The organism is Streptomyces arenae, from assembly GCF_022343545.1.
GTDB lineage: Bacteria > Actinomycetota > Actinomycetes > Streptomycetales > Streptomycetaceae > Streptomyces > Streptomyces humi.
On sequence record NZ_JAKQYH010000070.1, the window covers coordinates 188,140 to 211,064 of the forward strand.

The 22,925-nt window shown below is 71.5% G+C and carries 18 protein-coding genes; 10 read left to right on the forward strand and 8 right to left on the reverse strand.

All coding sequences use genetic code 11. The annotated features are described in order from the left end of the window. Positions 1–128 precede the first annotated feature (128 nt). Positions 129–1,157: an ATP-binding cassette domain-containing protein gene (locus MB828_RS33865; protein ID WP_301651510.1), complete on the forward strand. Its 1,029-nt coding sequence runs from the start codon at positions 129–131 to the stop codon at positions 1,155–1,157. Between the two features lie 17 nt (positions 1,158–1,174). Beyond that, positions 1,175–1,954, forward strand: coding sequence for an ABC transporter permease (locus MB828_RS33870; RefSeq protein WP_301651543.1), 780 nt, complete (start codon positions 1,175–1,177; stop codon positions 1,952–1,954). A gap of 18 nt (positions 1,955–1,972) precedes the next feature. Here MB828_RS33870 and MB828_RS33875 read toward each other — a convergent pair whose 3' ends face one another. From MB828_RS33875 to MB828_RS33895, 5 genes are all read right to left on the reverse strand, one after another. After that, positions 1,973–2,947, reverse strand: coding sequence for an antibiotic biosynthesis monooxygenase (locus tag MB828_RS33875; protein ID WP_301651511.1), 975 nt, complete (start codon positions 2,945–2,947; stop codon positions 1,973–1,975). Positions 2,948–2,953: 6 nt separating this feature from the next. Further along, positions 2,954–5,671, reverse strand: a complete 2,718-nt coding sequence (locus MB828_RS33880; protein ID WP_301651512.1) for a molybdopterin-dependent oxidoreductase — start codon at positions 5,669–5,671, stop codon at positions 2,954–2,956. After that, entirely contained in the window at positions 5,668–6,495 is an 828-nt protein-coding gene (locus MB828_RS33885) for an FAD binding domain-containing protein (protein ID WP_301651513.1), read from the reverse strand. Before MB828_RS33885 ends, MB828_RS33880 begins: the two co-directional genes overlap by 4 nt. A gap of 190 nt (positions 6,496–6,685) precedes the next feature. Beyond that, positions 6,686–7,186: a transcription elongation factor GreA gene (greA, locus tag MB828_RS33890; protein ID WP_046731888.1), complete on the reverse strand. Its 501-nt coding sequence runs from the start codon at positions 7,184–7,186 to the stop codon at positions 6,686–6,688. 168 nt (positions 7,187–7,354) lie between these two features. After that, a complete protein-coding gene (locus MB828_RS33895; protein WP_046731889.1) occupies positions 7,355–7,753 on the reverse strand; it encodes a DUF4307 domain-containing protein in 399 nt (132 codons plus the stop codon). Positions 7,754–7,890: 137 nt separating this feature from the next. On the opposite strand from MB828_RS33895, the gene mca reads away from it, so the two are divergent. Further along, positions 7,891–8,772, forward strand: a complete 882-nt coding sequence (gene mca / locus MB828_RS33900; protein WP_133025572.1) for a mycothiol conjugate amidase Mca — start codon at positions 7,891–7,893, stop codon at positions 8,770–8,772. Next, positions 8,765–9,016 carry a hypothetical protein gene (locus MB828_RS33905; RefSeq protein ID WP_301651514.1) on the forward strand — a complete coding sequence of 84 codons (252 nt, stop codon included), beginning with the start codon at positions 8,765–8,767 and terminating at the stop codon, positions 9,014–9,016. Before mca ends, MB828_RS33905 begins: the two co-directional genes overlap by 8 nt. A gap of 6 nt (positions 9,017–9,022) precedes the next feature. Here MB828_RS33905 and MB828_RS33910 read toward each other — a convergent pair whose 3' ends face one another. Next, entirely contained in the window at positions 9,023–12,241 is a 3,219-nt protein-coding gene (locus MB828_RS33910) for a tetratricopeptide repeat protein (RefSeq protein WP_301651515.1), read from the reverse strand. Between the two features lie 90 nt (positions 12,242–12,331). Continuing rightward, positions 12,332–12,724 (reverse strand): hypothetical protein, encoded by a 393-nt coding sequence (locus MB828_RS33915; RefSeq protein WP_133025569.1) that lies wholly within the window; start codon positions 12,722–12,724, stop codon positions 12,332–12,334. Positions 12,725–12,909: 185 nt separating this feature from the next. On the opposite strand from MB828_RS33915, the gene MB828_RS33920 reads away from it, so the two are divergent. From MB828_RS33920 to MB828_RS33945, 6 genes are all read left to right on the forward strand, one after another. Then, on the forward strand, positions 12,910–13,485 hold the full coding sequence (locus tag MB828_RS33920; protein WP_301651516.1) for an ArsR/SmtB family transcription factor: 576 nt from the start codon (positions 12,910–12,912) through the stop codon (positions 13,483–13,485). Positions 13,486–13,759: 274 nt separating this feature from the next. Continuing rightward, positions 13,760–15,790, forward strand: a complete 2,031-nt coding sequence (locus MB828_RS33925) for a thioredoxin domain-containing protein (RefSeq protein WP_301651517.1) — start codon at positions 13,760–13,762, stop codon at positions 15,788–15,790. Positions 15,791–16,039: 249 nt separating this feature from the next. Next, positions 16,040–17,335 carry a glycosyltransferase family 2 protein gene (locus MB828_RS33930; protein ID WP_301651518.1) on the forward strand — a complete coding sequence of 432 codons (1,296 nt, stop codon included), beginning with the start codon at positions 16,040–16,042 and terminating at the stop codon, positions 17,333–17,335. Positions 17,336–17,384: 49 nt separating this feature from the next. Then, positions 17,385–19,316 carry a right-handed parallel beta-helix repeat-containing protein gene (locus tag MB828_RS33935; RefSeq protein ID WP_301651519.1) on the forward strand — a complete coding sequence of 644 codons (1,932 nt, stop codon included), beginning with the start codon at positions 17,385–17,387 and terminating at the stop codon, positions 19,314–19,316. Next, complete coding sequence (locus tag MB828_RS33940) at positions 19,313–20,710, forward strand: right-handed parallel beta-helix repeat-containing protein (protein ID WP_301651520.1); 1,398 nt, start codon at positions 19,313–19,315, stop codon at positions 20,708–20,710. The genes MB828_RS33935 and MB828_RS33940 overlap by 4 nt, the downstream gene beginning before the upstream one ends. A 119-nt stretch (positions 20,711–20,829) precedes the next feature. Then, positions 20,830–22,155, forward strand: coding sequence for a UDP-glucose dehydrogenase family protein (locus MB828_RS33945; RefSeq protein ID WP_301651521.1), 1,326 nt, complete (start codon positions 20,830–20,832; stop codon positions 22,153–22,155). Between the two features lie 18 nt (positions 22,156–22,173). On the opposite strand, the gene MB828_RS33950 is transcribed toward MB828_RS33945, so the two are convergent. Beyond that, positions 22,174–22,896: a Mut7-C RNAse domain-containing protein gene (locus MB828_RS33950; protein WP_301651522.1), complete on the reverse strand. Its 723-nt coding sequence runs from the start codon at positions 22,894–22,896 to the stop codon at positions 22,174–22,176. Positions 22,897–22,925 lie beyond the last annotated feature (29 nt).

Consider the following 22,925-nt stretch of genomic DNA (forward strand, 5'->3'; position numbering starts at 1 on the left):
TATGGTGTGTCGCGTGGCTGTGCCCGCTTGCCGTGCCCGCACACCGTCGCGTCGGCGAAAACCATAGGCGGGCCGAAGCGCGCATACCTAGCCTTTTTCGAAGCATCCCCGACGACGTGGAGACTGATATGCCGGGCGCCATCTATGCCGAAGGCCTGGTGAAGACCTTCGGCGACGTAAGGGCACTGGACGGCGTCGACCTCGACGTCCCCGAAGGCACGGTCCTCGGACTGCTGGGGCCGAACGGCGCCGGCAAGACCACCGCCGTGCGCTGCCTGACGACGCTGCTCCGCCCCGACAGCGGCAAGGCCGTCGTCGCGGGCGTCGACGTGCTCAAACAGCCGGACGCCGTACGCCGCTCCATAGGCCTGTCCGGACAGTTCGCCGCGGTCGACGAGTACCTGACCGGCCGTGAGAACCTGCAGATGGTCGGCCGGCTCTACCAGATGCGGGCCAGGGAGGCGAAGGCCCGCGCGGTCGAGCTGCTGGAGCAGTTCCACCTCACCGACGCCGCCGACCGCCCCACCAAGACGTACTCCGGTGGTATGCGCCGCCGCCTCGACCTCGCCGCCGCCCTGGTCGTCTCGCCGCCCGTGATGTTCATGGACGAACCGACGACCGGCCTGGACCCCCGCAACCGCCAGCAGCTGTGGGAGGTCATCAAGCAACTCGTCTCCGGCGGTACGACACTGCTGCTCACCACCCAGTACCTGGAGGAGGCCGACCACCTAGCCCACGACATCGCGGTCGTGGACCACGGCCGGGTCATCGCCCAGGGCACCTCCGACCAGCTCAAGGCCCGCACCGGCGGGGAGCGCGTCGAGGTCGTGGTGCACGAGCGCGACCACATCCGGACCGCCGCCGAGGTGCTGACCGGCTTCGGCAAGGGCGACACCACCGTCGAGGAGCACACCCGCAAGCTCACCGTGCCCGTCACCGGCGGCGCCAAGCTGCTCGCCGAGGTCATCCGCGAGCTGGACGGCCGGGGCATCGAGATAGACGACATCGCCCTGCGCCGCCCCACCCTCGACGACGTCTTCCTGTCCCTGACCGGACACGTGGCCGAGGAGCGGCCCGAGGGCGACGGCGCACCGGACAGCAAGCAGAACACCCGCGGGAACACCGGCAAGGACAGCCACGAGGAGGCCGCGAAGTGAGTGCCGTGAACGACTCGATGGTCGTGGCCCGCAGAAACTTGATTCGCATGGGCCGGATCCCCGAGATGCTCATCTTCGGGCTGATCCAGCCGATCATGTTCGTGGTGCTGTTCACCTACGTGTTCGGCGGCTCGATCACGGTCGGCTCGTCCAGCTCCACGCAGGCCTACCGGGAGTTCCTGATGGCCGGCATCTTCGCCCAGACCGTCACCTTCGCCACGGCGGGCGCCGGCGCGGGCATCGCCGACGACATGCACAAGGGACTCATCGACCGGTTCCGGTCGCTGCCCATGGCGCGCGGCGCGGTGCTGACCGGGCGCACCCTGGCCGACCTGGTGCAGACGGCGCTCACCCTGGTGGTGCTGGCGGTCGTCGCGCTGATCGTCGGCTGGCGCACGCACGAGAACATCGGCAAGGTGCTCGCCGGTTTCGGTCTGCTCCTGCTGCTCGGGTACGCGTTCTCGTGGATCGGCGCGCTCATCGGCCTGTCGGTGCGCACCCCGGAGGCGGCGACCTCGGGCGGTCTGATCTGGCTGTTCCCGCTGACGTTCATCTCGAACGCGTTCGTGGACGCGAGCCATCTGCCGGCCTTCCTGCGTCACATAGCCGAGTGGAACCCGTTCAGCGCCACCGTGCAGGCCTGCCGCGAGCTGTTCGGCAACCTTCCGCCCGGCTTCAACGCGTCGGACGCCTGGCCCATGCAGCACCCGGTGTGGGCCTCGCTGATCTGGTCGGTCGTGATCATCCTGGGCTTCCGGACGCTCGCGGTCCGCAAGTACCGCCGGGCGGCCGGCTGACGGCCGCGGCACCGCCGGTCAGGGCAGTGTCCAGAACCGGACCGTGACGAGGTAGAAGACCGCCGCCCAGCAGGCCATCACCACCGCGACGAGCCCCAGGCCCCGGGCGTTGCCCCGGGCCGGCGGCTCGTCCGGTGAGGGCCGCAGCCACCGTCCGAGCAGCGGGTTCACGTAGTAGGGCATGGTCAGGAAGCTCATGATGAAACTCGACAGCAGGTTGCCCACCAGCAGATTGATCCAGAGCGGCAGGTGCAGCGGGGACAGCGCAAGCGACAGCAGGACGACGGTCGGGTAGAGGCCCACCCAGACGGCGAGGGAGGTCCGGGTCTCCGAGGGCGGCGGCGGTGCCTCCTTGCCGTTGCCCTCGAAGGCGAACCAGCTGCCGAACGAGTTGTCGATGGTGCGCAGTCTGAAGTCGCTGAACTTCTCGCCCTCTGCCAGGACCTCCCGCCGCTCGGGCGACGTCAGCCAGGCGTCCAGGTGCTCGGCGGTGTCGTACCGGTACAGCGTGGTCCACTCCTCCTGGAGTCCCTCGACGGGACGGAAGAGCTCCGTCCCGCGGAACCCCTCGAACCTGCTCTCCTCCTCCACCATGTGACGCTGCCAGTCGAGGAAGGCGTCGACCTGGTTCCCGTCGACGCGGTGCGTGACCACCACGGTGACCAGCGGATCCAGTGACCGGCTGCCGCTGCTGACCACCTGCTGGGTCGCCGGACCGTCGAAGTACCGGGCCCCGACGTCCAGATACGTCTGCCGGGTAGCGCTGTTGATCCACGCCTGTAGGTGCGGCACCGAGTCGAACCGGTACACGACGACCCAGTCCGGTTGCAGCGGGGTCGGCTTGGAGACCTCGGCGCCGAGGAAACCGGGGTAGTAGGCGGCCGCGGCGTTCAGATCCTCCTGCCACGACTCGAACTGCCGGTCCATCCCGGGCAGCACCTTCTGGCCGATGATCGCCGTCGCCGCGCAGGCCACGTTCCGTTCGGTGTCCATGGCCGCTCAGCCCGTCGGCGTCGACTGCTCGGCGGGGAGCCGGCCGTACACCCGTTCCGGAGTGAGCGGCAGCGCACGGTAACGGACGCCCGTGGCGTCGTGCACCGCGTTCGCCAGGGCCGGCGCGACCGGGTTGATGCAGCACTCCGCCATCCCCTTGGCGCGCACGGGCCCCACCGAGTCCGCCGACCCCACCAGCAGCACCTCGGTCCGGGGGACGTCGGCGAAGGTGGGGATGCGGTAGTTCCGGAGGTTCGGGTTCACCATCACGCCGTTGCCGTCGAGGTGATGGTTCTCGGTCAGCGCGAAGCCGACGCCCTGCGCGACACCACCCTCGATCTGGCCCCGCACCTGCGCCGGATTGATGATCACCCCGGCGTCCGCGGCCTGCACGCTGTACAGGATCCGTATCTCGCCCGTCACCCGGTGCACGGCCACCCGGAAGCCCTGCGTGTTGGAGGTGACGCTGCGGGGCGAGCCGTACGCCTTGCGCGCGGCGGTGAACCGGATGCCACGCGCCCGGGCCAGCGCGACCAGTTCGGCCAGCGGCACCCGCCGGTCCCCGCACACGACACCGTCGTCGTCCATCGCGCACAGCACGACGTGGACGCCCGTGTGCGCCGCGGCGAACTCCAGGATGCGGTCGCGCACGGCGTTCGCCGCGCGCAGCACCGCGTTGCCGGCCACGAAGAGGCCCGCGCTCGCGAAGGCACCGGTGTCGAACCCGGTGCGGTCGGTGTCGGACTGCACCAGCCGGATCCGCGACGGCGTCGTCCCCAGCTGGCCGGCCGCGATCTGGACGTGGGCCGTGGAGGTGCCCTCCCCGAACTCGACGGTTCCGACGGCCACTTCGTAGACCAGATCGTCGCCGAGGGTGACCCAGGCCTCGGAGAGGTGTTCCGTCGGGGGCGCCGTCTCGTGCAGGGAGGCGGCCACACCGACTCCGACCAGCCACTCGGGACCGGGCGACGGCAGCCCCGCGGTCCGGGCCAGGGCGCTGCCCACCAGGTCGAGGCACCTGCCGAGTCCGTCCTCGGTGAAGAGCACGTCGTCGGGGCCGTCGTGCAGGGCGACCAACGGATCACCCGGCCGCACGATGTTGCGCCGGCGCAGCTCCAGCGGGTCCAGGTGCAGGGCACGGGCCAGTTCGTCCATCGCCGACTCCACCGCGAACGCCGGCTGGGTCATCCCGTAGCCGCGCAGTGCCCCGCTCGGCACGGTGTTCGTGTAGACGGAGTACGCGTCGTACTTCTTGTTGGGGCAGCGGTAGATCATGACGGCGGCGCCGCCCGCGTACAGTGTCTCGCCGCCGTGGTTGCCGTAGGCGCCGGTGTTCGAGACGTTGCGCACCCGGAGGGCGGTGAGCGTGCCGTCGGCCTTCGCGCCGAGCCGGACCGTCAGGGTCATCGGGTGCCGTGGCGAGGCCGTGGTGAACTCCTCCTCACGGGTGAACTCCAGACAGGTGGGCCGCCCGGTGTCCAGGGTGGCGAGCGCGACCAGGTCCTCGGTGATCACTTCCTGCTTGCCGCCGAACCCGCCGCCGACGCGCTCGCAGAACACCCTCACCTGGTCCGGGCGGAGCGCGAACAGGTACTCCAGTTTGACCTTCGCGATCGACGGCGACTGCGAACTGGTGCGGACGTTCAGCCGGCCGTCCGCCAGCCAGGCGATCGATCCGTGGGTCTCCAGATGCGCGTGCTGCACCCGCGGCGAGACGTAGGTGCCCTCGTGGATCACGTCGGCCGCGGCGAACCCCGCGTCGACGTCGCCGATGTGCGCGTGGAGTTCCAGCAGGACGTTGTGGACGGGATCGCGGACGAACGGATCCTCGGAGCCGTGCAGCTGGGGCGCGCCGTCGGCCATGGCCGCCTCCGGGTCGAACACCGCCGGCAGCACCTCGTACGCGACCGCGAGCCGCCGGCAGCCCTCCTCGGCCGCCCCGACCGTGTCGGCCAGCACCGCGGCGACGCGCTGGCCGGCGAACCGGACCGTGTCGTCGAGGACATAGGTGTCGTCCGGGTCGACCAGGTGATCGGTGTGGATGGCCGTGGTGAAGCGCCTGCGCGGCACGTCCTCCCAGGTGTAGACGCGGTGCACGCCGGGCACCGCGAGGGCGGCGCTCCGGTCGATCGAGAGGATCCGGGCGTGCGCGTGCGGCGAGTGCAGCACCTTCAGGTGCAGCAGGCCGTCGATCCGCGTGTCCATGGTGAACTCGGCACGGCCGGTGACCACATCGTGGCCCGCGGGCGCGCCGACACTCGTCCCGACGGCCCGGCCCGGAGCCGCCGTCTCCACCGCGCCGACGCCCCGCACGGCGTCCTCGATGGCCCGGTAACCCGTGCAGCGGCAGAGGTTGCCCTTCAGCGCCCGCGGCAGATCGGCCTGCTGCTCCTCGGTGAGGGCCGCCGACGTCATGATCATGCCCGCGGTGCAGAAACCGCACTGGAACCCGGGGGCCTCCTCGAACCGCCGCTGGACGGGATGCGGGGCGCCGGGACGTCCGAGGCCCTCGATCGTGGTCACCTCCCGGCCTTCCGCGCGGAAGGCCGGAGTGATGCAGCTGTGCACGGGGGCGCCCTCCAGCCACACCGTGCAGGCGCCGCAGTCGCCCGCGTCGCAGCCCTTCTTGACGCCGAAGTGACCGAGTTCGCGCAGGAAGGTGCGCAGGCACTGGCCGGGGGCCGGTTCCCGGTCGTATTTCCGGCCGTTCACGACGTACGTCATGGCAGGTCACCAGCGTCGAGTTCGCGGCGGATCCCCTCGGCGAAGTACCGCGTCAGATGCCGGCGATGGTCGGGGGTCCCGTTGGGATCGGCGAACCAGACGTCGGCCGGCAGCGCGTCGATGCTCCGTCGCAGGGTCCGTGCGTCGGGCAGGGAGTCGAAGACGAACCGGACCGGCCGCACGGTGCCGGCGGTGACGGTGAGCGCGAGGCCTTCCGCTCCCGGCCGCCGGACGCCGACGAGGAACACGGTCGAACGGCCGAGCCGGGTCAGCGTGAAGCGCCGGTGCGCGACGCGTGCGCGCAGCGCCTGCTCCGGGACGGTGACGCGCCGCAGGAGTTCGCCGGGGGCGAGGATGTTGCGGTGGTCGCCGGTGACGAAGTCGACGGCGTCGACGAAGCGGACGGACCCGTCGGGCGCCCACAGTTCGTACCGCGCCTCCAGCGCGACCGTCAGTGTGATCATCGGACCGGCCGGCAGGGAGAGGCAGATGTTGCCGCCGACGGTCGCCGCGTTCCACACCTTGAACGAGGACAGGAACGCCTCACAGCCGGCCCGGAAGAGCGGCCCGGCCGTCCAGTGCCGCGGCCACGGGAAGGCGTACAGGTCGCGGACGGTGCAGGTGGCGCCGATCTCCAGCCCCGCGTCCGTCGGCGCCAGCGGCTCCCAGCCCAGCGCCGTCAGGTCGACCAGCCGGCGCAGGTCCGGCTGCTCCACCGAGTAGAGCCAGGTGCCGCCCGCGAGCCAGGCGTCGCCCTCGCGCCAGTCCGGGCCGGGCCGCTCGGACGGCCGCCGGATCACTTCGGTGATGGTGTTGAGGTCCATGGGAACCGACCTCCGGGAGAAACCGGGTCACGGAAGACACCGGGCTACGGAGGAAGCCGACCTGCGCAGGAACAGTTTACGCCGCCGCCGTGTGACCCAGGTCACGACGGAGCCCCCGGCGTCATGCGGACGCCGGGGGCCCCGGTCGGTGTACTTCGGTCCGTGTTCGTCAGCCCGAGTCCGGTGTTCGTCAGCCCGAGTAGGCCTCGGCCTTCAGGATCTTCACCGAGGCCTTCTTGCCGTTCGGCAGCTCGTACTCCGCGTTCTCGCCCACCTTGTGCCCGATGACGCCGGTGCCCAGGGGGGACTGCGGGGAGTAGGTCTCCACGTCCGCGCTCGCGTACTCGCGGGAGGCCAGCAGGAACGTCATGGTGTCGTCCTCGTCGCCGTCGAAGGCGATCGTCACGACCATGCCGGGCGCGACGGCCCCGTCCGCCGACGCCGGCGCCTCACCGACCTTCGCGTTCTCCAGGAGCTGGGTCAGCTGGCGCACACGGAGCTCCTGCTTGCCCTGCTCCTCCTTGGCCGCGTGGTACCCGCCGTTCTCGCGCAGGTCGCCCTCCTCGCGCGCGGCCGCGATCTTGGCGGCGATCTCCGTGCGCGCAGGACCAGACAGGTACTCCAGCTCGGCCCTGAGCTGGTTGTACGCCTCCTGGGTCAGCCAGGTGACGTTCTCGCTGGTCTGGGTCACAGGTGCTCCTCGTCGGTACTGGGAATACAAAGCATCGCCCTACCCGGAAGCATGTTCCTTCATGGAAGGGCGAAACCACGAGCCTAACAATTCAACGGCGGAAGGGGGAGGACATAAGCCATCAGAATCACGTCAACGCAGGTCAGCGTGTACGTATTCCGGCTGACCTCAGTCGGCGTGGCAGCCCAGCAGCTCCGCCGTGGTGCCCCGGGCCGTGGTGCGGAGCGTGACCACCCGGTCGATCTCGGTCGCCGAACCGGTGAAACGGAAGTCCGCCCGGCCCACCTCGGAGCCGTCCGCCGCCTGGGAGCGCAGCGTGCAGTAGCCGGAGGCGCCGGCGTCCTTGTGGACCTCCAGGTGCACCTTCACCGCGTCGGCGGAGGCGTCGAAGGTGACGACCTGGGCGCTGATCTTGTTCTGCACGACGTAGTGGTAGGCCAGGTAACCCACGAGGACGAGCACCAGGGCGCCCAGTACCGCGCCCGCGACCTTGAGCCGGCGGTCGGCGCGCTCGTCCGAGGAGCGGCCGTAGCGGCCCTCGGGCAGCCGCGTGCTCGCGGTACTCATGATCGTCCTCCTGGCCGGAACCACCCCCGGGCCGTCAGGAACCGGGCCCCGGAATTATTCGCCCCCCGATTCAGTCACTATAGAAGCCGCCGATTACCCCCGAGCTACCGGGGCGCCGACTTACTGAGGATTGAGTCTTGACTGACCAGCTGCGACTGATGGCCGTCCACGCCCACCCCGACGACGAGTCGAGCAAGGGCGCGGCGACCATGGCGAAGTACGTGTCCGAGGGGGTGGACGTGCTGGTCGTGACCTGCACGGGCGGGGAGCGCGGCTCCATCCTCAACCCCAAGCTGCAGGGCGACAAGTACATCGAGGAGCACATCCACGAGGTACGCAAGAAGGAGATGGACGAGGCCCGCGAGATCCTCGGCGTCAAGCAGGAGTGGCTCGGCTTCGTCGACTCCGGCCTCCCCGAGGGCGACCCGCTGCCCCCGCTGCCCGACGGCTGCTTCGCCCTGGAGGACGTCGACAAGGCCGCCGGTGAACTGGTCCGCAAGATCCGCGCCTTCCGCCCGCAGGTGATCACCACCTACGACGAGAACGGCGGCTACCCGCACCCCGACCACATCATGACCCACAAGATCTCGATGGTGGCCTTCGAGGGCGCGGCCGACGCCGAGAAGTACCCCGAGGCCGAGTACGGCCCCGTGTACCAGTCGCAGAAGCTCTACTACAACCAGGGCTTCAACCGTCCGCGCACCGAGGCACTGCACAACGCCCTGCTGGCGCGCGGCATGGAGTCGCCGTACGGCGACTGGCTGAAGCGGTGGAACGAGTTCGAGCGCACCGAGCGCACCCTGACCACCCACATCCCGTGCGCGGACTTCTTCGAGATCCGTGACAAGGCGCTGATCGCGCACGCCACGCAGATCGACCCGGACGGCGGCTGGTTCAAGGTCCCGATGGACCTCCAGAAGGAGGTCTGGCCGACCGAGGAGTACGAGCTCGCGAAGTCGCTCGTCGATACCTCCCTCCCCGAGGACGACCTCTTTGCGGGCATCCGCGACAATGCCTGACATGAGCGCAAGCCTGGCACTGACGCACCTCGTCCCCCTCGCCAAGGAGGTCGACGAGAACAAGGTCACCCCCGGCGTCCTCGGCTTCATCGTCTTCGCGGTGATGGCCCTGGCGGTCTGGGGCCTGATGAAGTCCATGAGCAAGCACATGCAGAAGGTCGACTTCAAGGAGTCCACGGAGTCCGAGGAGTCCCCGGCGGCCAAGGCCGACTCGGGGACCCCCGCGGCACGCCCCAAGGGCTGACCCGCGTCACGCCCCGCCCGGCACCGGCACCCCCATCACCTCACGGGCGTGCCGGCCGGGCACCATGCCCAGGCGCCAGGCCTGCCAGCCCGACTCCAGGCTCACGCCGCGCTCCAGGAGCAGCCCGTACGCCGTGACGTACTCGGCCAGTTTCTCGTCGCGCAGCGGATGCCGGGAGCGGGCGAGCTGCGCCAGGTCCTCCTGGGCGACCGCGGTGCCCACCTCCGTGCCGCCGGGCGCGGCGTAGGGCAGCAGGGTGCAGCGCAGGAAACGCGCCCAGTCCTCACCGCGGCGGTCCCCGTACGAGGCGAACAGGGCCACCGCCTCGTCGCACAGGGCCAGAGCCTGCTGGGTGCGGGCGTTGCCGGCGTCCACCACGGCCAGCTCCAGACACGTCCACGCCTCGCCGTGGGCGACACCGATGCGCTGGAAGTCGGCACGGGCGTCGACGAGCAGCTGCCGGGCGAAACCGGAGTTGCGCAGCGAGCCGGTCTGGGCCGCCCGCTGGTCGCGGGTGACCCGTGCCGAGTGGTGCCGGGCGCACGCCAGACCGTAGACGTCCCGCATCCGGGAGAACATGGTCCGTGAACGCTCCAGCTCCCGGACCGCCTGGTCCAGGGAACCGGCCTCCTCCAGAGCCTGGCCCAGGTAGTAGACGGTCCACGCCTCGCCGCGCGCGTCCTCGTTGTCCCGGTGGCGGGCGGCGGCCAGGCGCAGTCCCTCGACCGCCGGCGACGTGTCCCCGTCCACCAGCCGGGCCCGCGCCAGCTGCGTCAGCGCCCAGGCCTCGCCCCGCGCGTCCCGGGTACGGCCGTAACGCTCCAGCGCTGCCCCGAGCTCCCGCTCCGCACGCGGTACGTCACCCATCCGCAGCGCCAGCTGGCCCAGCTGGAAGTGCGCCCAGGCCTCACCGTGCACCGACCCGCCCTCCCGGTGCAGCACGAGCGAGCGGGTGAGCAGGTCCAGGGACTCCGGCAACCGGGCACGGTCGCGCTGCACCGCCGCCAGGGCGTGCATCGTCCAGGCCCGGTCGGTGGCCAGCTCGGGCGCCGCCTGGAGGTCCAGGGCCTCCTGGAGCCTGGCCGCCGCCTCCGTGAGCTGGCCCTGATGGTGCAGGGTGATCCCGAGCGAGCACAGGGCGCGGGCCGCGCCTGCGTCGTGATGCGCCTCCATGTAGAGGTCGACGACCGAGGCGAGCGTGGTGCGGGCCTTGTCCAGTTCACCCAGCTGACGGGCCGCGATACCCGTGCGCCACTGCACGGAACGGACCATCAGCCCCTGGTCCACCGACTGCGCCAGCTCACTGATCTCGCCCAGCCGGTACAGGTCACCGCGCAGCAGGCAGTAGTCGCACAGGGCACCCAGCAGGTTCTGCACGGCGGTCTCGTCGACGCCCTCGGCGTGCCGGAGCGCCGCCGTGATGAAACTCGACTCGTCGTCCAGCCAGCGCAGCGCCTCGTCGAGCGAGGTGAAGCCGTGCGGGCTGAACCGGTCCGAGCGGGTCGACATGTTCCCGTCCACCAGACGCAGCACGGAGTCCGCGAGCTCCGCGTAGTTCACGATCAGCCGCTCCTGCGCGGCCGTCCGGTCGGCCGCCTCCTCCTCGTCCAGCAGGCGGGCCTGGGCGAAGGACCGGACCAGGTCGTGCAGCCGGTACCGGCTGCCCCGGACATGGTCGATCAGGCCGGCCCCGGCCAGCGCGACCAGCTGCCGGGTCGCCTCCGCCTCGTCCGTGGCCAGCAGGGAGGCCGCGGCCGCCGCACCGAGCGAGGCCCGCCCGGCCAGCGCCAGCCTCCGCAGCAGCCGGCGCCCGATCTCCGGCTGGTCGGTGTAACGCAGCCACAGCACCCGCTCCACCGGCTCCACCGGCCCGTACGCGCCGAGATCCGCGGCCAGCCGGCCCGGCGAACGCGCACCCGACGGCGTGTCCCCGCCCAGCGAGGAACCCGCGATCCGCAGGGCCAGCGGCAGCCCGCCGCACAGCTCCCGGATCCGGTCCGCCGACTGCGCGTCGTACGGACCCGACGCGTCCCGCGCCGCGGCGCCGAGCAGCTCCTCCGCGCCCGCCGCGTCCAGCGCGGTCACCGGGAGCTGGTGCACCCAGGCCGGCAGATCGGCCGGCAGGTCCAGCTGCTCCCGGGCCGTGACCAGGACCAGGCTGTCGGACCGCTCCGGGATCAGCGTGCGCACCTGCTCGGCGTCACAGGCGTCGTCCAGCACGATCGTCACCGGCAGGCCCGTGAGGTGCTGGTGGTACAGCTCGCTCAGCCGCTTCACCTGCTGGTCGGGCGAGGAACGCTCACGGAACAGCAACTGCTCGCGCGGCGCGCCCAGCCGGTTGAGCAGATGCAGCAGGGCGTCCCGGGTGGGCAGCGGCGGTTCGTCCCGGCTGCCGCCGCGCAGATCCACCACCACCGCGCCCCGGAAGAGGTCCCTCAGCTCGTGGGTGGCCCGGACCGCGAGGGTCGTACGGCCGGAACCCGGCTCACCGTGCAGGACGACGACCGTCGGACGCGTCTCCGTGGCCGCCCGGGCCGCCTGGGCCCACTGCCGGATCCGCGCCAGCTCCTGCTGCCGGCCGGCGAACGGGCCCGCCGGGTCGGGCAGCTGGCCGAACGACTGCTGAAGCACCGTTCGCCTGCGGGCCGCCGCGCTCTTGTCCGTGCCGCGCAGTCCGGGGCCCTGCTTCTTCGGTCCCGTGGAGGCGCTGAGCACCCGCTGCTGGTCGAGGAACGGACGGATGCCCCGCACCTCGAGCGCGGTCAGCCACTGCAGCCGCAACTGCTCGGGACCGCCGGGCTGACCGGCCGCGCCGGCGTGGTGATGAGCGGCCGGCAGATGAGAACCGGCGACCTTGACCACGGTGGCCGCGGCACCGATCACCCCGACCACCACACCCGCGCCGAGCGCCGTGGCCACCCCGGTGCCCAGGGAGAGGTCGGCGACGGTGGCCGCGACCGCCGCGACCGCCGCGACCAGCAAGGGAGTTCCGCCGCCCTCCCTGGCGTACCGCTGCCCGAAGCTCTGCCGGCCCGCCTCCGTCTCGTCCAGCGCGTGGGTGTACGACGTGTACTCCTCGGTGGCCGACCGCGCCATGGTCTCCATGCCCGCGCGTGCCCGTGACAGGAGCAGTTGTCCGTCGACGCGCCCGCCGGAGCGGCGGACCTCCTCCTCCACGGCCCGAACCAGCAGCCGGTCGGCCTCCGCCCGGTGGGCGTCCCGCATGTCCCGTCCCCCTCCAGCGGCAACTCCGTTGCCTACGAGTGTCCTTCGGGGGAGGCGAAGTTGCGAGAGGGCCGGATCATCCCGGGCGCGTCAGCCCCGGGTCACGGGCTCGCTCTGCCGTCCCTTCGACAGCGCCAGGAACACGCACGCCACGGCCAGACCCGCCTCCGCCACCGCGCTCGCCAGCGCCTCCACGAGCGCCCGGCCCACCGGTGACGTCGTTATGTCGAACCACGCGTCCAGGACGGCCACCGATGCCGTCGCCGAGGCGGTGAGGCGGGCCCGGGCGTCGCCCAGCAGGCCCAGGACCGCCGTCGCCGCGCAGCCCGCCGCCATCAGGACGTCCAGCCCGATCCAGGCCAGCGACCAGTTGTGCACCTCGGTGCTGGCGGGCAGCGTCACCGCCAGCACCACCATCCACGGCACGAGCAGCACGGCGGAGGAGCCGAGCAGGATCAGTGCCCACCGCTTCGTCCGCTTCATCAGCCGCGCCTTCGTCGTAGTCGTCTCGTGCAACGTGATCGCCCCCCGCCTTGTTCCGTGCTCGGTTGTCCCGCCCGTGCCGGTCCAATCCGCATGCCCCCACCGTAGACCGCAGAGAAAATTCTGCAAAGAAAATTCGGCAGATATCAGGGACGGCTCAGGGTTCTCAGGGTTACGGTGACCGCATGACCGACGGCACGCCCGAGCCCCCCGAGCTGACCAGCCTGGAGCGCACCGCCCTCTACAAGTCGCTCGGCAACCCGCTGCGCCGCCGCATCCTCGACTACCTGCACCGGCACGCCGAGGCCAACTCGACCGTGCTCGCCCGCGAACTCGGCGAGAGCTCCGGCACCACCAGCTACCACCTGCGCAGACTCGCCGAGCAGAAGCTCATCGAGGAGATCCCGGAGAAGTCGCGGGGGCGGGAGCGCTGGTGGCGGAGCCTGCCCTTCAGCCACACCACGCCCGACCCCGCGACGATGGCCCCCGACGAGTACGACGCCGCCAGGCAGCTCGCCATGCTCAAGATCGACGTCGACACCGAACTCTTCCGCCGCGCCCACCGGGAGTACCGGGGCCCGGAGGGGTGGGCCCAGGTGCAGCGGTACGGAACCTGGCTGACCAAGGAGGAGTTCCTCGCCTTCATGCGCGAGTACCAGACCCTCCTCGACCGCTACGCCCACTCCCGGGAGACCGCCACGGAAGGGGCACGCCCGGTCGACATGCGTTTCTACGCGGCTCCCAGGGCCGAGGACGAGTAGCGCGGCGCACCCGCCGGCAGATGGGCTGCCGCATGCACGGTGACCCGGAGGCGGCTCGACATGGGCGTGGAGGAGAAGCGCAGAACCGTCCGGTCCGTTCTGAGCTGCTGCATCGTCCGTCCTGGGGTGAAGGGGAATCCGTCCTGGGATCACGCCCGAGTGCGACCTGAGTGGCGTGTCGCAGCCCGAGCGGAGGCGTCGCGGTGGACCAAGAGCCGTTCCGCCGCGGAGTGGGCGGGAGCCCGTAGGGGAGGCGGTGGGGGAGGATGGGGGTATGCCGAACCGACTGGCCCATGAGACGTCCCCGTACCTGCTCCAGCACGCCGACAATCCCGTCGACTGGTGGCCCTGGTCGGGCGAGGCGTTTCACGAGGCACGGCGGCGAGGCGTTCCGGTACTGCTCAGCGTCGGCTATTCGAGTTGCCACTGGTGCCACGTTCTCGCAAGGGAAAGCTTCGAGGACGAGACAACGGCAGCCTTCATGAACGAGCACTTCGTCAGTGTCAAGGTCGACCGTGAAGAGCGGCCCGATGTGGATGCCGTTTACATGGAGGCCGTGCAGGCGGCCACCGGGCAGGGCGGCTGGCCCATGACCGTGTTTCTGACCCCGGACGCCGAACCCTTCTACTTCGGCACCTACTTCCCGCCCGCCCCGCGGCACGGCATGCCCTCCTTCCGGCAGGTCCTGGAAGGTGTCCGGAGTGCCTGGGCCGACCGGCGGGACGAGGTCGCCGAGGTCGCCGGGAAGATCGTCCGGGACCTCGCCCAGCGCGAGATCAGCCACCAGGGCACCCGGCCGCCCGGCGAGCAGGAACTCGCGCAGGCCCTGCTCGGCCTCACCCGCGAGTACGACCCGCAGCGCGGCGGGTTCGGCGGCGCCCCCAAGTTCCCGCCGTCCATGGTCATCGAGTTCCTGCTGCGGCACCACGCCCGCACCGGTGCCGACGGCGCCCTCCAGATGGCCGCGGACACCTGTGAGCGCATGGCCCGCGGCGGCCTCTACGACCAGCTCGGCGGCGGCTTCGCCCGCTACTCCGTCGACCGCGACTGGGTCGTCCCGCACTTCGAGAAGATGCTGTACGACAACGCCCTGCTGTGCCGCGCCTACGCCCACCTCTGGCGGGCCACCGGGTCCGCGCTCGCCCGCCGGGTCGCCCTGGAGACCGCCGACTTCATGGTCCGCGAACTGCGCACCGCCGAGGGCGGGTTCGCCTCCGCCCTGGACGCGGACAGCGACGACGGGACCGGAAAGCACGTCGAGGGGGCGTACTACGTCTGGACGCCCGCGCAGTTCGAGGAGGTCCTCGGCGACGACGCGGACCTCGCCGCCCGGTACTTCGGCGTCACCCCGGAGGGCACCTTCGAGCACGGCCAGTCGGTCCTGCAACTCCCGCAGCAGGAGGGCGTGTTCGACGCGGAGAAGATCGAGTCGGTGAAGCGGCGGCTGTTCGCGAAGCGGGCCGAGCGCCCCGCCCCCGGCCGTGACGACAAGGTCGTCGCCGCCTGGAACGGCCTCGCCGTGGCCGCCCTCGCCGAGACCGGCGCCTACTTCGACCGCCCGGACCTGGTCGAGGCCGCCGTCGGCGCCGCGGATCTCCTCGTACGACTGCACCTGGACGACCACGCCCGGCTCGCCCGGACCAGCCGGGACGGCCATGTCGGCGCCAACGCGGGCGTGCTGGAGGACTACGGCGATGTCGCCGAGGGCTTCCTCGCGCTCGCGTCGGTGACCGGCGAGGGCGTCTGGCTGGACTTCGCCGGGCTGCTGCTCGACCACGTCCTGGCCCGCTTCGCCGACGGCGAGACCGGCGCCCTCTACGACACCGCGTCGGACGCCGAGCGGCTCATCCGCCGCCCCCAGGACCCGACCGACAACGCCACCCCGTCCGGCTGGTCCGCCGCCGCGGGCGCCCTGCTGGGCTACGCGGCCCACACCGGCTCCGAACTCCATCGCACCGCGGCGGAGCGGGCGTTGGGCGTGGTCGGGACGCTCGGGCCGCGGGTGCCGCGGTTCGTCGGCTGGGGGCTGGCCGTCGCCGAGGCGCTGCTCGACGGACCGCGCGAGATCGCGATCGTCGGGCCGGCGGGTGGCGGCCGGGACACAACGGCTCTGCACCGCACCGCACTTCTCGGTACCGCGCCCGGCGCGGTGGTGGCCGTGGGGACTCCGGGAAGCGACGAGTTCCCGCTGCTCGCGGACCGCCCGCTCGTCGGTGGTGCGGCGACCGCGTACGTCTGCCGCGACTTCACCTGTGACGCCCCGACCACCGATCCGGAGCGGCTGAAGGCGGCGCTCGGCGACTGAGCGGGCGCCGGGACCGGCGGGCCTCCGCGGGTGCCGCGGCCACCGTGGGGGCCGGTCGCCCAATTCCCCACGCCCTGCGGGCGCTTCGGGCAAGACGGCGCGACTGTGTTTCGTGCAGATTCTGTGTGTGAAGTTTGTGTCTCGTGTGTCCCCTGTTCATTCAAGATCTCCTAGCATCGCTCAAGCAGTGCCCGGTTCTGACTGTTTTCGGACCGCGGCGATCGTGCTATGTGGGGGGAGAACGCAACATTGTCCGAGTTCTTCGACCAGGTCTGGTCGTGGATCGTCGAGGCTGTGGGGGAGACCTCGTGGCGGGAGCTGATGCCACTGGGGCTTGCCGGACTCTTCGTCTGGGCCCTGTGGCTGTACCGAGCGGTGCTCTCCCGGTTCGCGAGACCAGTCGTCAACGACTTCCGTACCAGCGTCTCCGTGGTGGTCCCGGCCTACCGGGAAGACCCGGAGATCCTGCTGGAATGCCTGGAGACCTGGATCGCCCAGGATCCCGCTGAGATCATCATCGTCCCCGACGTGGACGACCACGAGGTGCTGCACCGGCTGTCCCTCGTGGAGGACCCGCGGGTCCGGGTGCTCGCCTTCGAGCACCGGGGGAAACGTTCCGCTCTCGGCGTCGGCATCCGCGCCGCCCAGGGGGAGGTCGTCGTCCTGGTGGACTCCGACACCCGATGGGAACCGGGTCTGCTGGACGCCGTGCAGATGCCCTTCGCCGATCCGACCGTCGGCGGGGTGGGCACCCAGCAGAACGTCTACCAGCGCACCACCAGCGTGTGGCGCCGAATAGCCGACTGGCTGGTCAACCTCCGCTACTACGACTACGTCCCCGCCATGGGCCGGGCCGGGGCGGTGGCCTGCCTGTCCGGCCGTACCGCCGCCTACCGCCGCGCGGCCGTGCTGCCGGTGCTGGAGAACCTGGAGAACGAGTTCTTCCTCGGCCGCCGCTGTGTGGCGGGCGACGACGGCCGGCTGACCTGGCTGGTGCTCGCCTCCGGCTACCGGACGGTGCACCAGTCCTCCGCGCGGGCGCTCTCCATGTTCCCCTCGTCCTTCCGGGCGTTCGTGAAGCAGCGCGTCCGCTGGAGCCGCAACTCCTACCGCTGCTACCTGACCGCGCTCTACAAGGGCTGGCTGTGGCGGGCCCCGCTGGTCACCAAGATCACGGTGCTGCAGATCCTGCTGACCCCGGTCACCATGGGCATGGCCCTCGGCTACCTGCTGCTGAGCCGGCTCGACCTCAGCGGCCGCGGCATCGTCCTCACCCTGATCTGGCTGCTGCTCGGCCGGGCCGTGCGGGGCTACTCGCATCTGCGCCGGCACCCGCAGGAGATCCTCCTGCTGCCGCTGACCGCCCTCGTCGTCATCATGATCTCGCTGCCGATCAAGCTGTACGCCTTCGTCACCATGAACAAGCAGGGCTGGCTCACCCGGAACAGCAGCAGCGTCGGGGGCGAGGGGCAGAGCGCGGCCACCCTCTCCGGTCCCGCCACCGGATCCCAGAACCACTCCGCGCTCCAGCCGGAGGTGATCTGAGGTCATGACCGCACGTCTCATGACGCGGAGAAGCGTGACGCCGAGAAGCGTGACGCGCAGGAGACCGGGTGCCGGGCGGCTGCGCCGGGCCGGTGCCAGGGCGGTGGGTCTGCTGGGCGCCTGCGCGGTGGCGGTGCCGCTGCTGCTGGCCGCCTCGGCCACGGCCCACGCGGACGGGAAGGGGGCCGCCGGCAAGCAGCGGGCGGCCTCCGAGGACGCGGAGACCCAGGCCGCCCTGGTCGCCGACGAGGACCACCGGCTCAACCAGGTACGGGCGTTCACCTCGGTGGCACCCCTGCAGAGCACCAAGTGGACCGTGCCGTACCGGCTGGACACCGACAACGGCTACACCCTGGTGCTGACCGAGCGCCGCGCCCCCTACACGGTGGCCGACCTGCTCAGACTCGCTCCGCAGACCTTCGTGCGGCGCAAGGACGGGTCGTACGTGCTGACCGAGAACATCTACCTCAACGTCGGCGCCAAGCTGAAGCTCTCCAACCCGGGCGGACTGACGCTGCGGATGGCCAGCAACCGCAGCGGCTTCGTCTCCATCGTGTCCTTCGGCGGCGAGCTGTCCCTCCAGGGCACCGCGCAGGCGCCGTTGACGATCACCAGCTGGAACCCGCAGGCCAACAAGCCCGACACCGACGTCCGGGACGGCCGCGCCTACATCCGTACCATCGGCGGACAGTTCCGGATGACCCACACCGCACTGTCGGACCTGGGGTTCTGGAGCGGCCGTACCGGCGGGCTCAGCCTCACCGGGACCGACCGGCCCAACACCGGTTCGTTGGAGGACACCGGCCAGGTGCACGGCAAAGCCGCGCGTGAACGGGCCCAGCAGCAGGGCGACGCGCAGGACGACGGCAGCTCCGACAGCAGCGGGATCACGGCCATGCCCTCGGGCGCGCTGACCACGCCCGACGCCCGGTTCTCGACCGCGGGCCTGTCCTACGTCTCCGGCTCCATCACCCACTCGACGATCACCGGGAACGCGTTCGGGATCTTCATCTCCAGCGCGACGGGGATCGAGATCAGCGACACGACCGTGCGGGACAGCCTGGAGGACGGGGTGGTCCTGCACCGCTTCGTCTCCAGTTCGCTGGTGCAGCGCACGGTCGCCAAGGACAACGGCGGCGACGGCTTCATCCTCTCCCGGGCCACCCAGCAGGTGCGGATCAGCGGCTCCACCGCGGAGGGCAACGGCGGCAACGGCTACACGCTGAGCGGCAGGCCGCTCGCCGACGGGCCCTCCGCCTCCGGGCAGGCCGTCGACAGCTACGGCTCCAACTCGGTCGCCAACAGCGTGGCCAAGGACAACGGCCGGTACGGCGTCGAGGTGCTCGGCGGCTTCGACGTCGGCGTGCAGAACAACCGCATCGAGGGCGGTGACATGGGCATCGTGGCCCGCCTGGCGGCCGACAAGGTGTCCATCACCGGCAACCGGCTGACCGGCCAGAACCGGCAGGGCATCTCGGTGCGCGACGGGGTCACCGGCGCCACGGTCACCGGCAACATCATCGACGGTCCGGAGACCGGCGTGTACGTGCGGGACTCGGACGCCGACATCCGCGGCAACACCGTCCAGGACGCGACCAACCACGGGGTCAGCCTGGTCGGCGCCGTGAACGGTACGTCGGTCTCCTTCAACGTGATCGGCGGGGTCGGCCCCAGCGCGCTGGACTACAGCCGCTCGCACGGCGGTGCCGACATCAAGGAGAACCAGACCTTCGCCTGGTACGACACCAGTTCCTTCTGGGTCAGGGTCAAGCACTACGCGAGCCCGATGACCCTGCTGTGGACCGGCATCCTGCTGCTCATCCTGTTCTCGGCCGCGATGGGCCGGCGCAGGAGGCGGGGCCGGCAGGGCAAGGACGGCGGAATCGTCCACCCGTACTCCGACAAGGCACCGCTGCCCGCCCCGCCCGCGAGCGAGATCGCCGTGGCGGGCCGCCGACGGGAACCGGTGATGAGCGAATGAACGACAACTCCCGGCCGGCCGACAACTCCCGGCCGACCGACGACAGCCCGGCTGCCGACGACAGCCCGGCTGCCGACGACAGCCCGGCTGCCGGCGCCGGCGCTTCGCCGACCGACGACGGCCTGCCCGCCGGCGGTGGTTCCCCGGCGACCGACGGCAACCTGCCGGGTGGCGGCAGCCGGGGGTCTTCCGTGGGTGCCTTGTGGGTGGCGTCGGTTGCCCTGGTGGTCTCGGTGGTGGCGCTGGTCGTGGCCGCGGTGTCCGCCGGTGATGACCCGGCCGTCGTGTACGGGGCCGGTCCCACCGCCGGTCCCACCATCCCGGTCGCCGGAGCCACGGACGACGGGGGCGACACGGACGGGTCGGGTGCCACGGCCTCCGGTCCGGCACCGGGCGACACGGCGGGCACCGAAGGGACGGCCGGGGCGGGCACCGAAGAGACGGCCGGGGCGGCCACAGAAGGGACGGTCGGGGCGGGTACCGAAGGGGCGGACGGGCCGGTGACGTGTCCCGCCGCCACCGTCACCGTCGGCGACGCCAAGTCCCTGAAGGACGCGCTGAAGGAGGCCCGGCCCGGTGACGTCATCAGGATGCTCGACGGCGTCTACGCGGACCGGTTCACCGCCGACACCCCCGGCACGGCGGACCGCCCGATCTTCCTGTGCGGCGGCCCCGGCGCGGTCCTGGACGCCGGTGGCGTGGACGGCGGTTACGCGTTCCACCTCGACGGCGCCAGCCACTGGCGGCTGCTCGGCTTCACGGTCCGCGACGGCCAGAAGGGGGTCATGGCCGACCGCGTCCAGGGCACCGTCATCCAGGGCCTGACGGTCGAGAACATCGGCGACGAGGGCATCCACCTGCGCGACTTCAGCTCCGGCAACGTGGTCGAGAACAACACCGTCCGCGACACCGGCAAGCGCAAGGAGCAGTTCGGCGAGGGGATCTACGTCGGTTCCGCGGAGTCCAACTGGTGCACCGTGACCGACTGCAAGCCGGACCGGAGCGACCACAACGTCATCCGTGGCAACCACGTCAGCGCCACCACCGCCGAGTCCGTCGACATCAAGGAGGGCACCACGGGCGGCTCCGTCATCGGCAACACCTTCGACGGCGCCGGCCTCAGCGGCGGCCACAACGACTCCTGGGTCGACGTCAAGGGCAACGACTGGCTGATCAAGGGCAACGTGGGCCGGCACTCCCGCGAGGACGGCTTCCAGACCCACCGGATCCTCGACGGCTGGGGCACCGGGAACGTCTTCCAGGCCAACACCGCGCAGGTCGACGGCCCCGGTTACGGCTTCCACCTCACGCCCGCCGACGGCAACAAGGTCACCTGCGACAACAAGGTCGGCGACGCGACGAAGGGCCTCGCCAACATCGCCTGCTCCTCCTGACGGGAAGGGGCCCGGTCACGCCGGGCCCCTCGGCCGAACCCGTCCCTCACCCATCTCCCGCATGCACCTTTCATCCGCATATGGGCATTGCCCCTGCTCCCCGACCTCCCGGAGGAATCATGGACACCCGTCCCCGTCTGACCGTCATCGGCACCGGCTACCTGGGCGCCACGCACGCCGTGTGCATGGCGGAGCTCGGCTTCGAGGTGCTCGGTGTCGACGTGGATCCCGCCAAGATCGACCTGCTGAGAGCCGGGGAGGTGCCGTTCTTCGAGCCAGGTCTCGCGGAACTCCTGGTCAAGGCGCTGGACTCGGGCCGGCTGCACTTCTCGACCAGCCTCGCCGAGGCCGCGGACTTCGGCGACGTCCACTTCGTCTGCGTGGGCACCCCGCAGCAGTCCGGCTCGTACGCCGCCGACCTGCGCTTCGTGGAGGGCGCGGTGACCGAGCTGGCCCGGCACCTGCGCCGCCGGGCGCTGGTGGTCGGGAAGTCCACGGTGCCGGTCGGCACCGCGGCCCGGCTGGCCGAGCTGGTGCGCACCACCGCTCCGGCCGGGGACGCCGTGGAGCTGGCCTGGAACCCGGAGTTCCTGCGCGAGGGCTTCGCCGTGCAGGACACCATGCACCCGGACCGGCTGGTGTTCGGCACCGAGTCGGCCTGGGCGGAGGAGCGGTTGCGCGCCGTGTTCGCGCCCGTCATCGAACAGGGCACCCCGGTGGTGGTCGCCGACCTGCCGACCGCGGAACTGGTCAAGGTCGCCGCCAACTCCTTCCTGGCCACGAAGATCTCGTACATCAACGCCATGGCGGAGGTCTGTGAGGCCACCGGCGCCGACGTGCAGCGGCTCGCCGAGGCGCTGGCCTACGACGACCGGATCGGGGGCCGCTTCCTCAAGCCGGGGCTGGGTTTCGGCGGCGGCTGCCTGCCCAAGGACATCCGGGCCTTCATCCACCGCGCCGAGGAACTGGACGTCGCCCAGGCGGTCGCCTTCCTGCGCGAGGTGGACGGGATCAACCAGCGCCGCCGGGCCCGCACCGTGGACCTGGTCCGTGAGCTGGTCGGCGGGGACCTCGCCGGGGCGCAGGTGGCCGCGCTGGGCGCGGCCTTCAAGCCCGACTCCGACGACATCCGCGACGCCCCCGCCCTGGACGTCGCCGCCGCCCTGCACCGGGCCGGCGCCCGGGTGACCGTCTACGACCCGGTGGCGATGGACAACGCCCGCCGCGTCCACCCGGAACTCACGTACGGGACCGACGTGCTCCAGGCCGCCGCGGACGCGGACGTGGTGGTCCTGCTGACCGAGTGGACGCAGTTCCGGGAGATCGACCCGGAGGTCATGGGCTCGGTGGTGAACCGGCGCCGGGTGGTGGACGGCCGGCACGCCCTGGACCCGGTCCGGTGGCGCGCGGCCGGCTGGGAGTACCGGGCGCTTGGCCGCAACTGACCCGGGAACCGGGCCGGTTCAGGCGAACTCGGCGAGGGCGCGCGCCACGATCTCCTCCAGCTGCCGGTGGTGCGCGCCCTTCCAGTAGGCGCGCCCGCACTCCTCGCACCGTGCGAAGACGTCGTACGACTTCCGCGTGCCGCCCTTGAGCTGCTCCGCCACCTCCTCCTTGGCCGCCGCCCGCAGCACGCCGTTGCAGGCGGTGCAGCGGGTCCACGGGTGCAGGGCGGGGGCGAAGCGGGCGAGGACGTCGCGGAGTTGGTCGTCGGGGCTGGTGCTGTAGACGTAGGCGCCGGCCCAGAGCTCGCGGCGGCGCAGCAGGCCCCGGTCCCGGCTCAGCATGACCCGTTTCTCGGCCGCCGAGCGGGCCGCGAGGGCCGGGTCGCCGATGTCCGTCGACTCGTACGCCGTGTCCACGCCGAGCAGGCGCAGCCGCCGGGCCAGGGTGCCGAGGTGGACGTCGAGGAGGAACCGGAGCGGGGCGCCGGGGACGGGCTGGGGGCGGCTGACCGGGCGTACGGCCACCCGCTCGCCGTCCGCAGGGATGTGGGCGGCCGGCGCCTCGCGGCCGTCCACCACCAGCGCGCCGACCTCGGTCAGCGGGACGCCCAGCGACTCGATCACGTGGCCGAGCGTCGAGACACCGTCGACGGCGAGCGGGTGGACGCCCACCCGGCGGGCGTGCGGGACGAACAGGGCCAGCTCGGGGGCGACTTCGACGTGGATCTCGGCGGTCTTCACCTGGTCAGGATGGCATGGGGACCGGGCGT

Excerpts from the sequence above, each read along its gene's own strand:
- MB828_RS33865 (WP_301651510.1), top strand. The coding sequence starts at position 129 with ATGCCGGGCGCCATCTATGCCGAAGGCCTGGTGAAGACCTTCGGCGAC.
- MB828_RS33870 (WP_301651543.1), top strand. The coding sequence starts at position 1,175 with ATGGTCGTGGCCCGCAGAAACTTGATTCGCATGGGCCGGATCCCCGAG.
- MB828_RS33875 (WP_301651511.1), bottom strand. The coding sequence starts at position 2,947 with ATGGACACCGAACGGAACGTGGCCTGCGCGGCGACGGCGATCATCGGC.
- MB828_RS33880 (WP_301651512.1), bottom strand. The coding sequence starts at position 5,671 with ATGACGTACGTCGTGAACGGCCGGAAATACGACCGGGAACCGGCCCCC.
- MB828_RS33885 (WP_301651513.1), bottom strand. The coding sequence starts at position 6,495 with ATGGACCTCAACACCATCACCGAAGTGATCCGGCGGCCGTCCGAGCGG.
- MB828_RS33895 (WP_046731889.1), bottom strand. The coding sequence starts at position 7,753 with ATGAGTACCGCGAGCACGCGGCTGCCCGAGGGCCGCTACGGCCGCTCC.
- MB828_RS33905 (WP_301651514.1), top strand. The coding sequence starts at position 8,765 with ATGCCTGACATGAGCGCAAGCCTGGCACTGACGCACCTCGTCCCCCTC.
- MB828_RS33910 (WP_301651515.1), bottom strand. The coding sequence starts at position 12,241 with ATGCGGGACGCCCACCGGGCGGAGGCCGACCGGCTGCTGGTTCGGGCC.
- MB828_RS33915 (WP_133025569.1), bottom strand. The coding sequence starts at position 12,724 with ATGAAGCGGACGAAGCGGTGGGCACTGATCCTGCTCGGCTCCTCCGCC.
- MB828_RS33920 (WP_301651516.1), top strand. The coding sequence starts at position 12,910 with ATGACCGACGGCACGCCCGAGCCCCCCGAGCTGACCAGCCTGGAGCGC.
- MB828_RS33925 (WP_301651517.1), top strand. The coding sequence starts at position 13,760 with ATGCCGAACCGACTGGCCCATGAGACGTCCCCGTACCTGCTCCAGCAC.
- MB828_RS33940 (WP_301651520.1), top strand. The coding sequence starts at position 19,313 with ATGAACGACAACTCCCGGCCGGCCGACAACTCCCGGCCGACCGACGAC.
- MB828_RS33945 (WP_301651521.1), top strand. The coding sequence starts at position 20,830 with ATGGACACCCGTCCCCGTCTGACCGTCATCGGCACCGGCTACCTGGGC.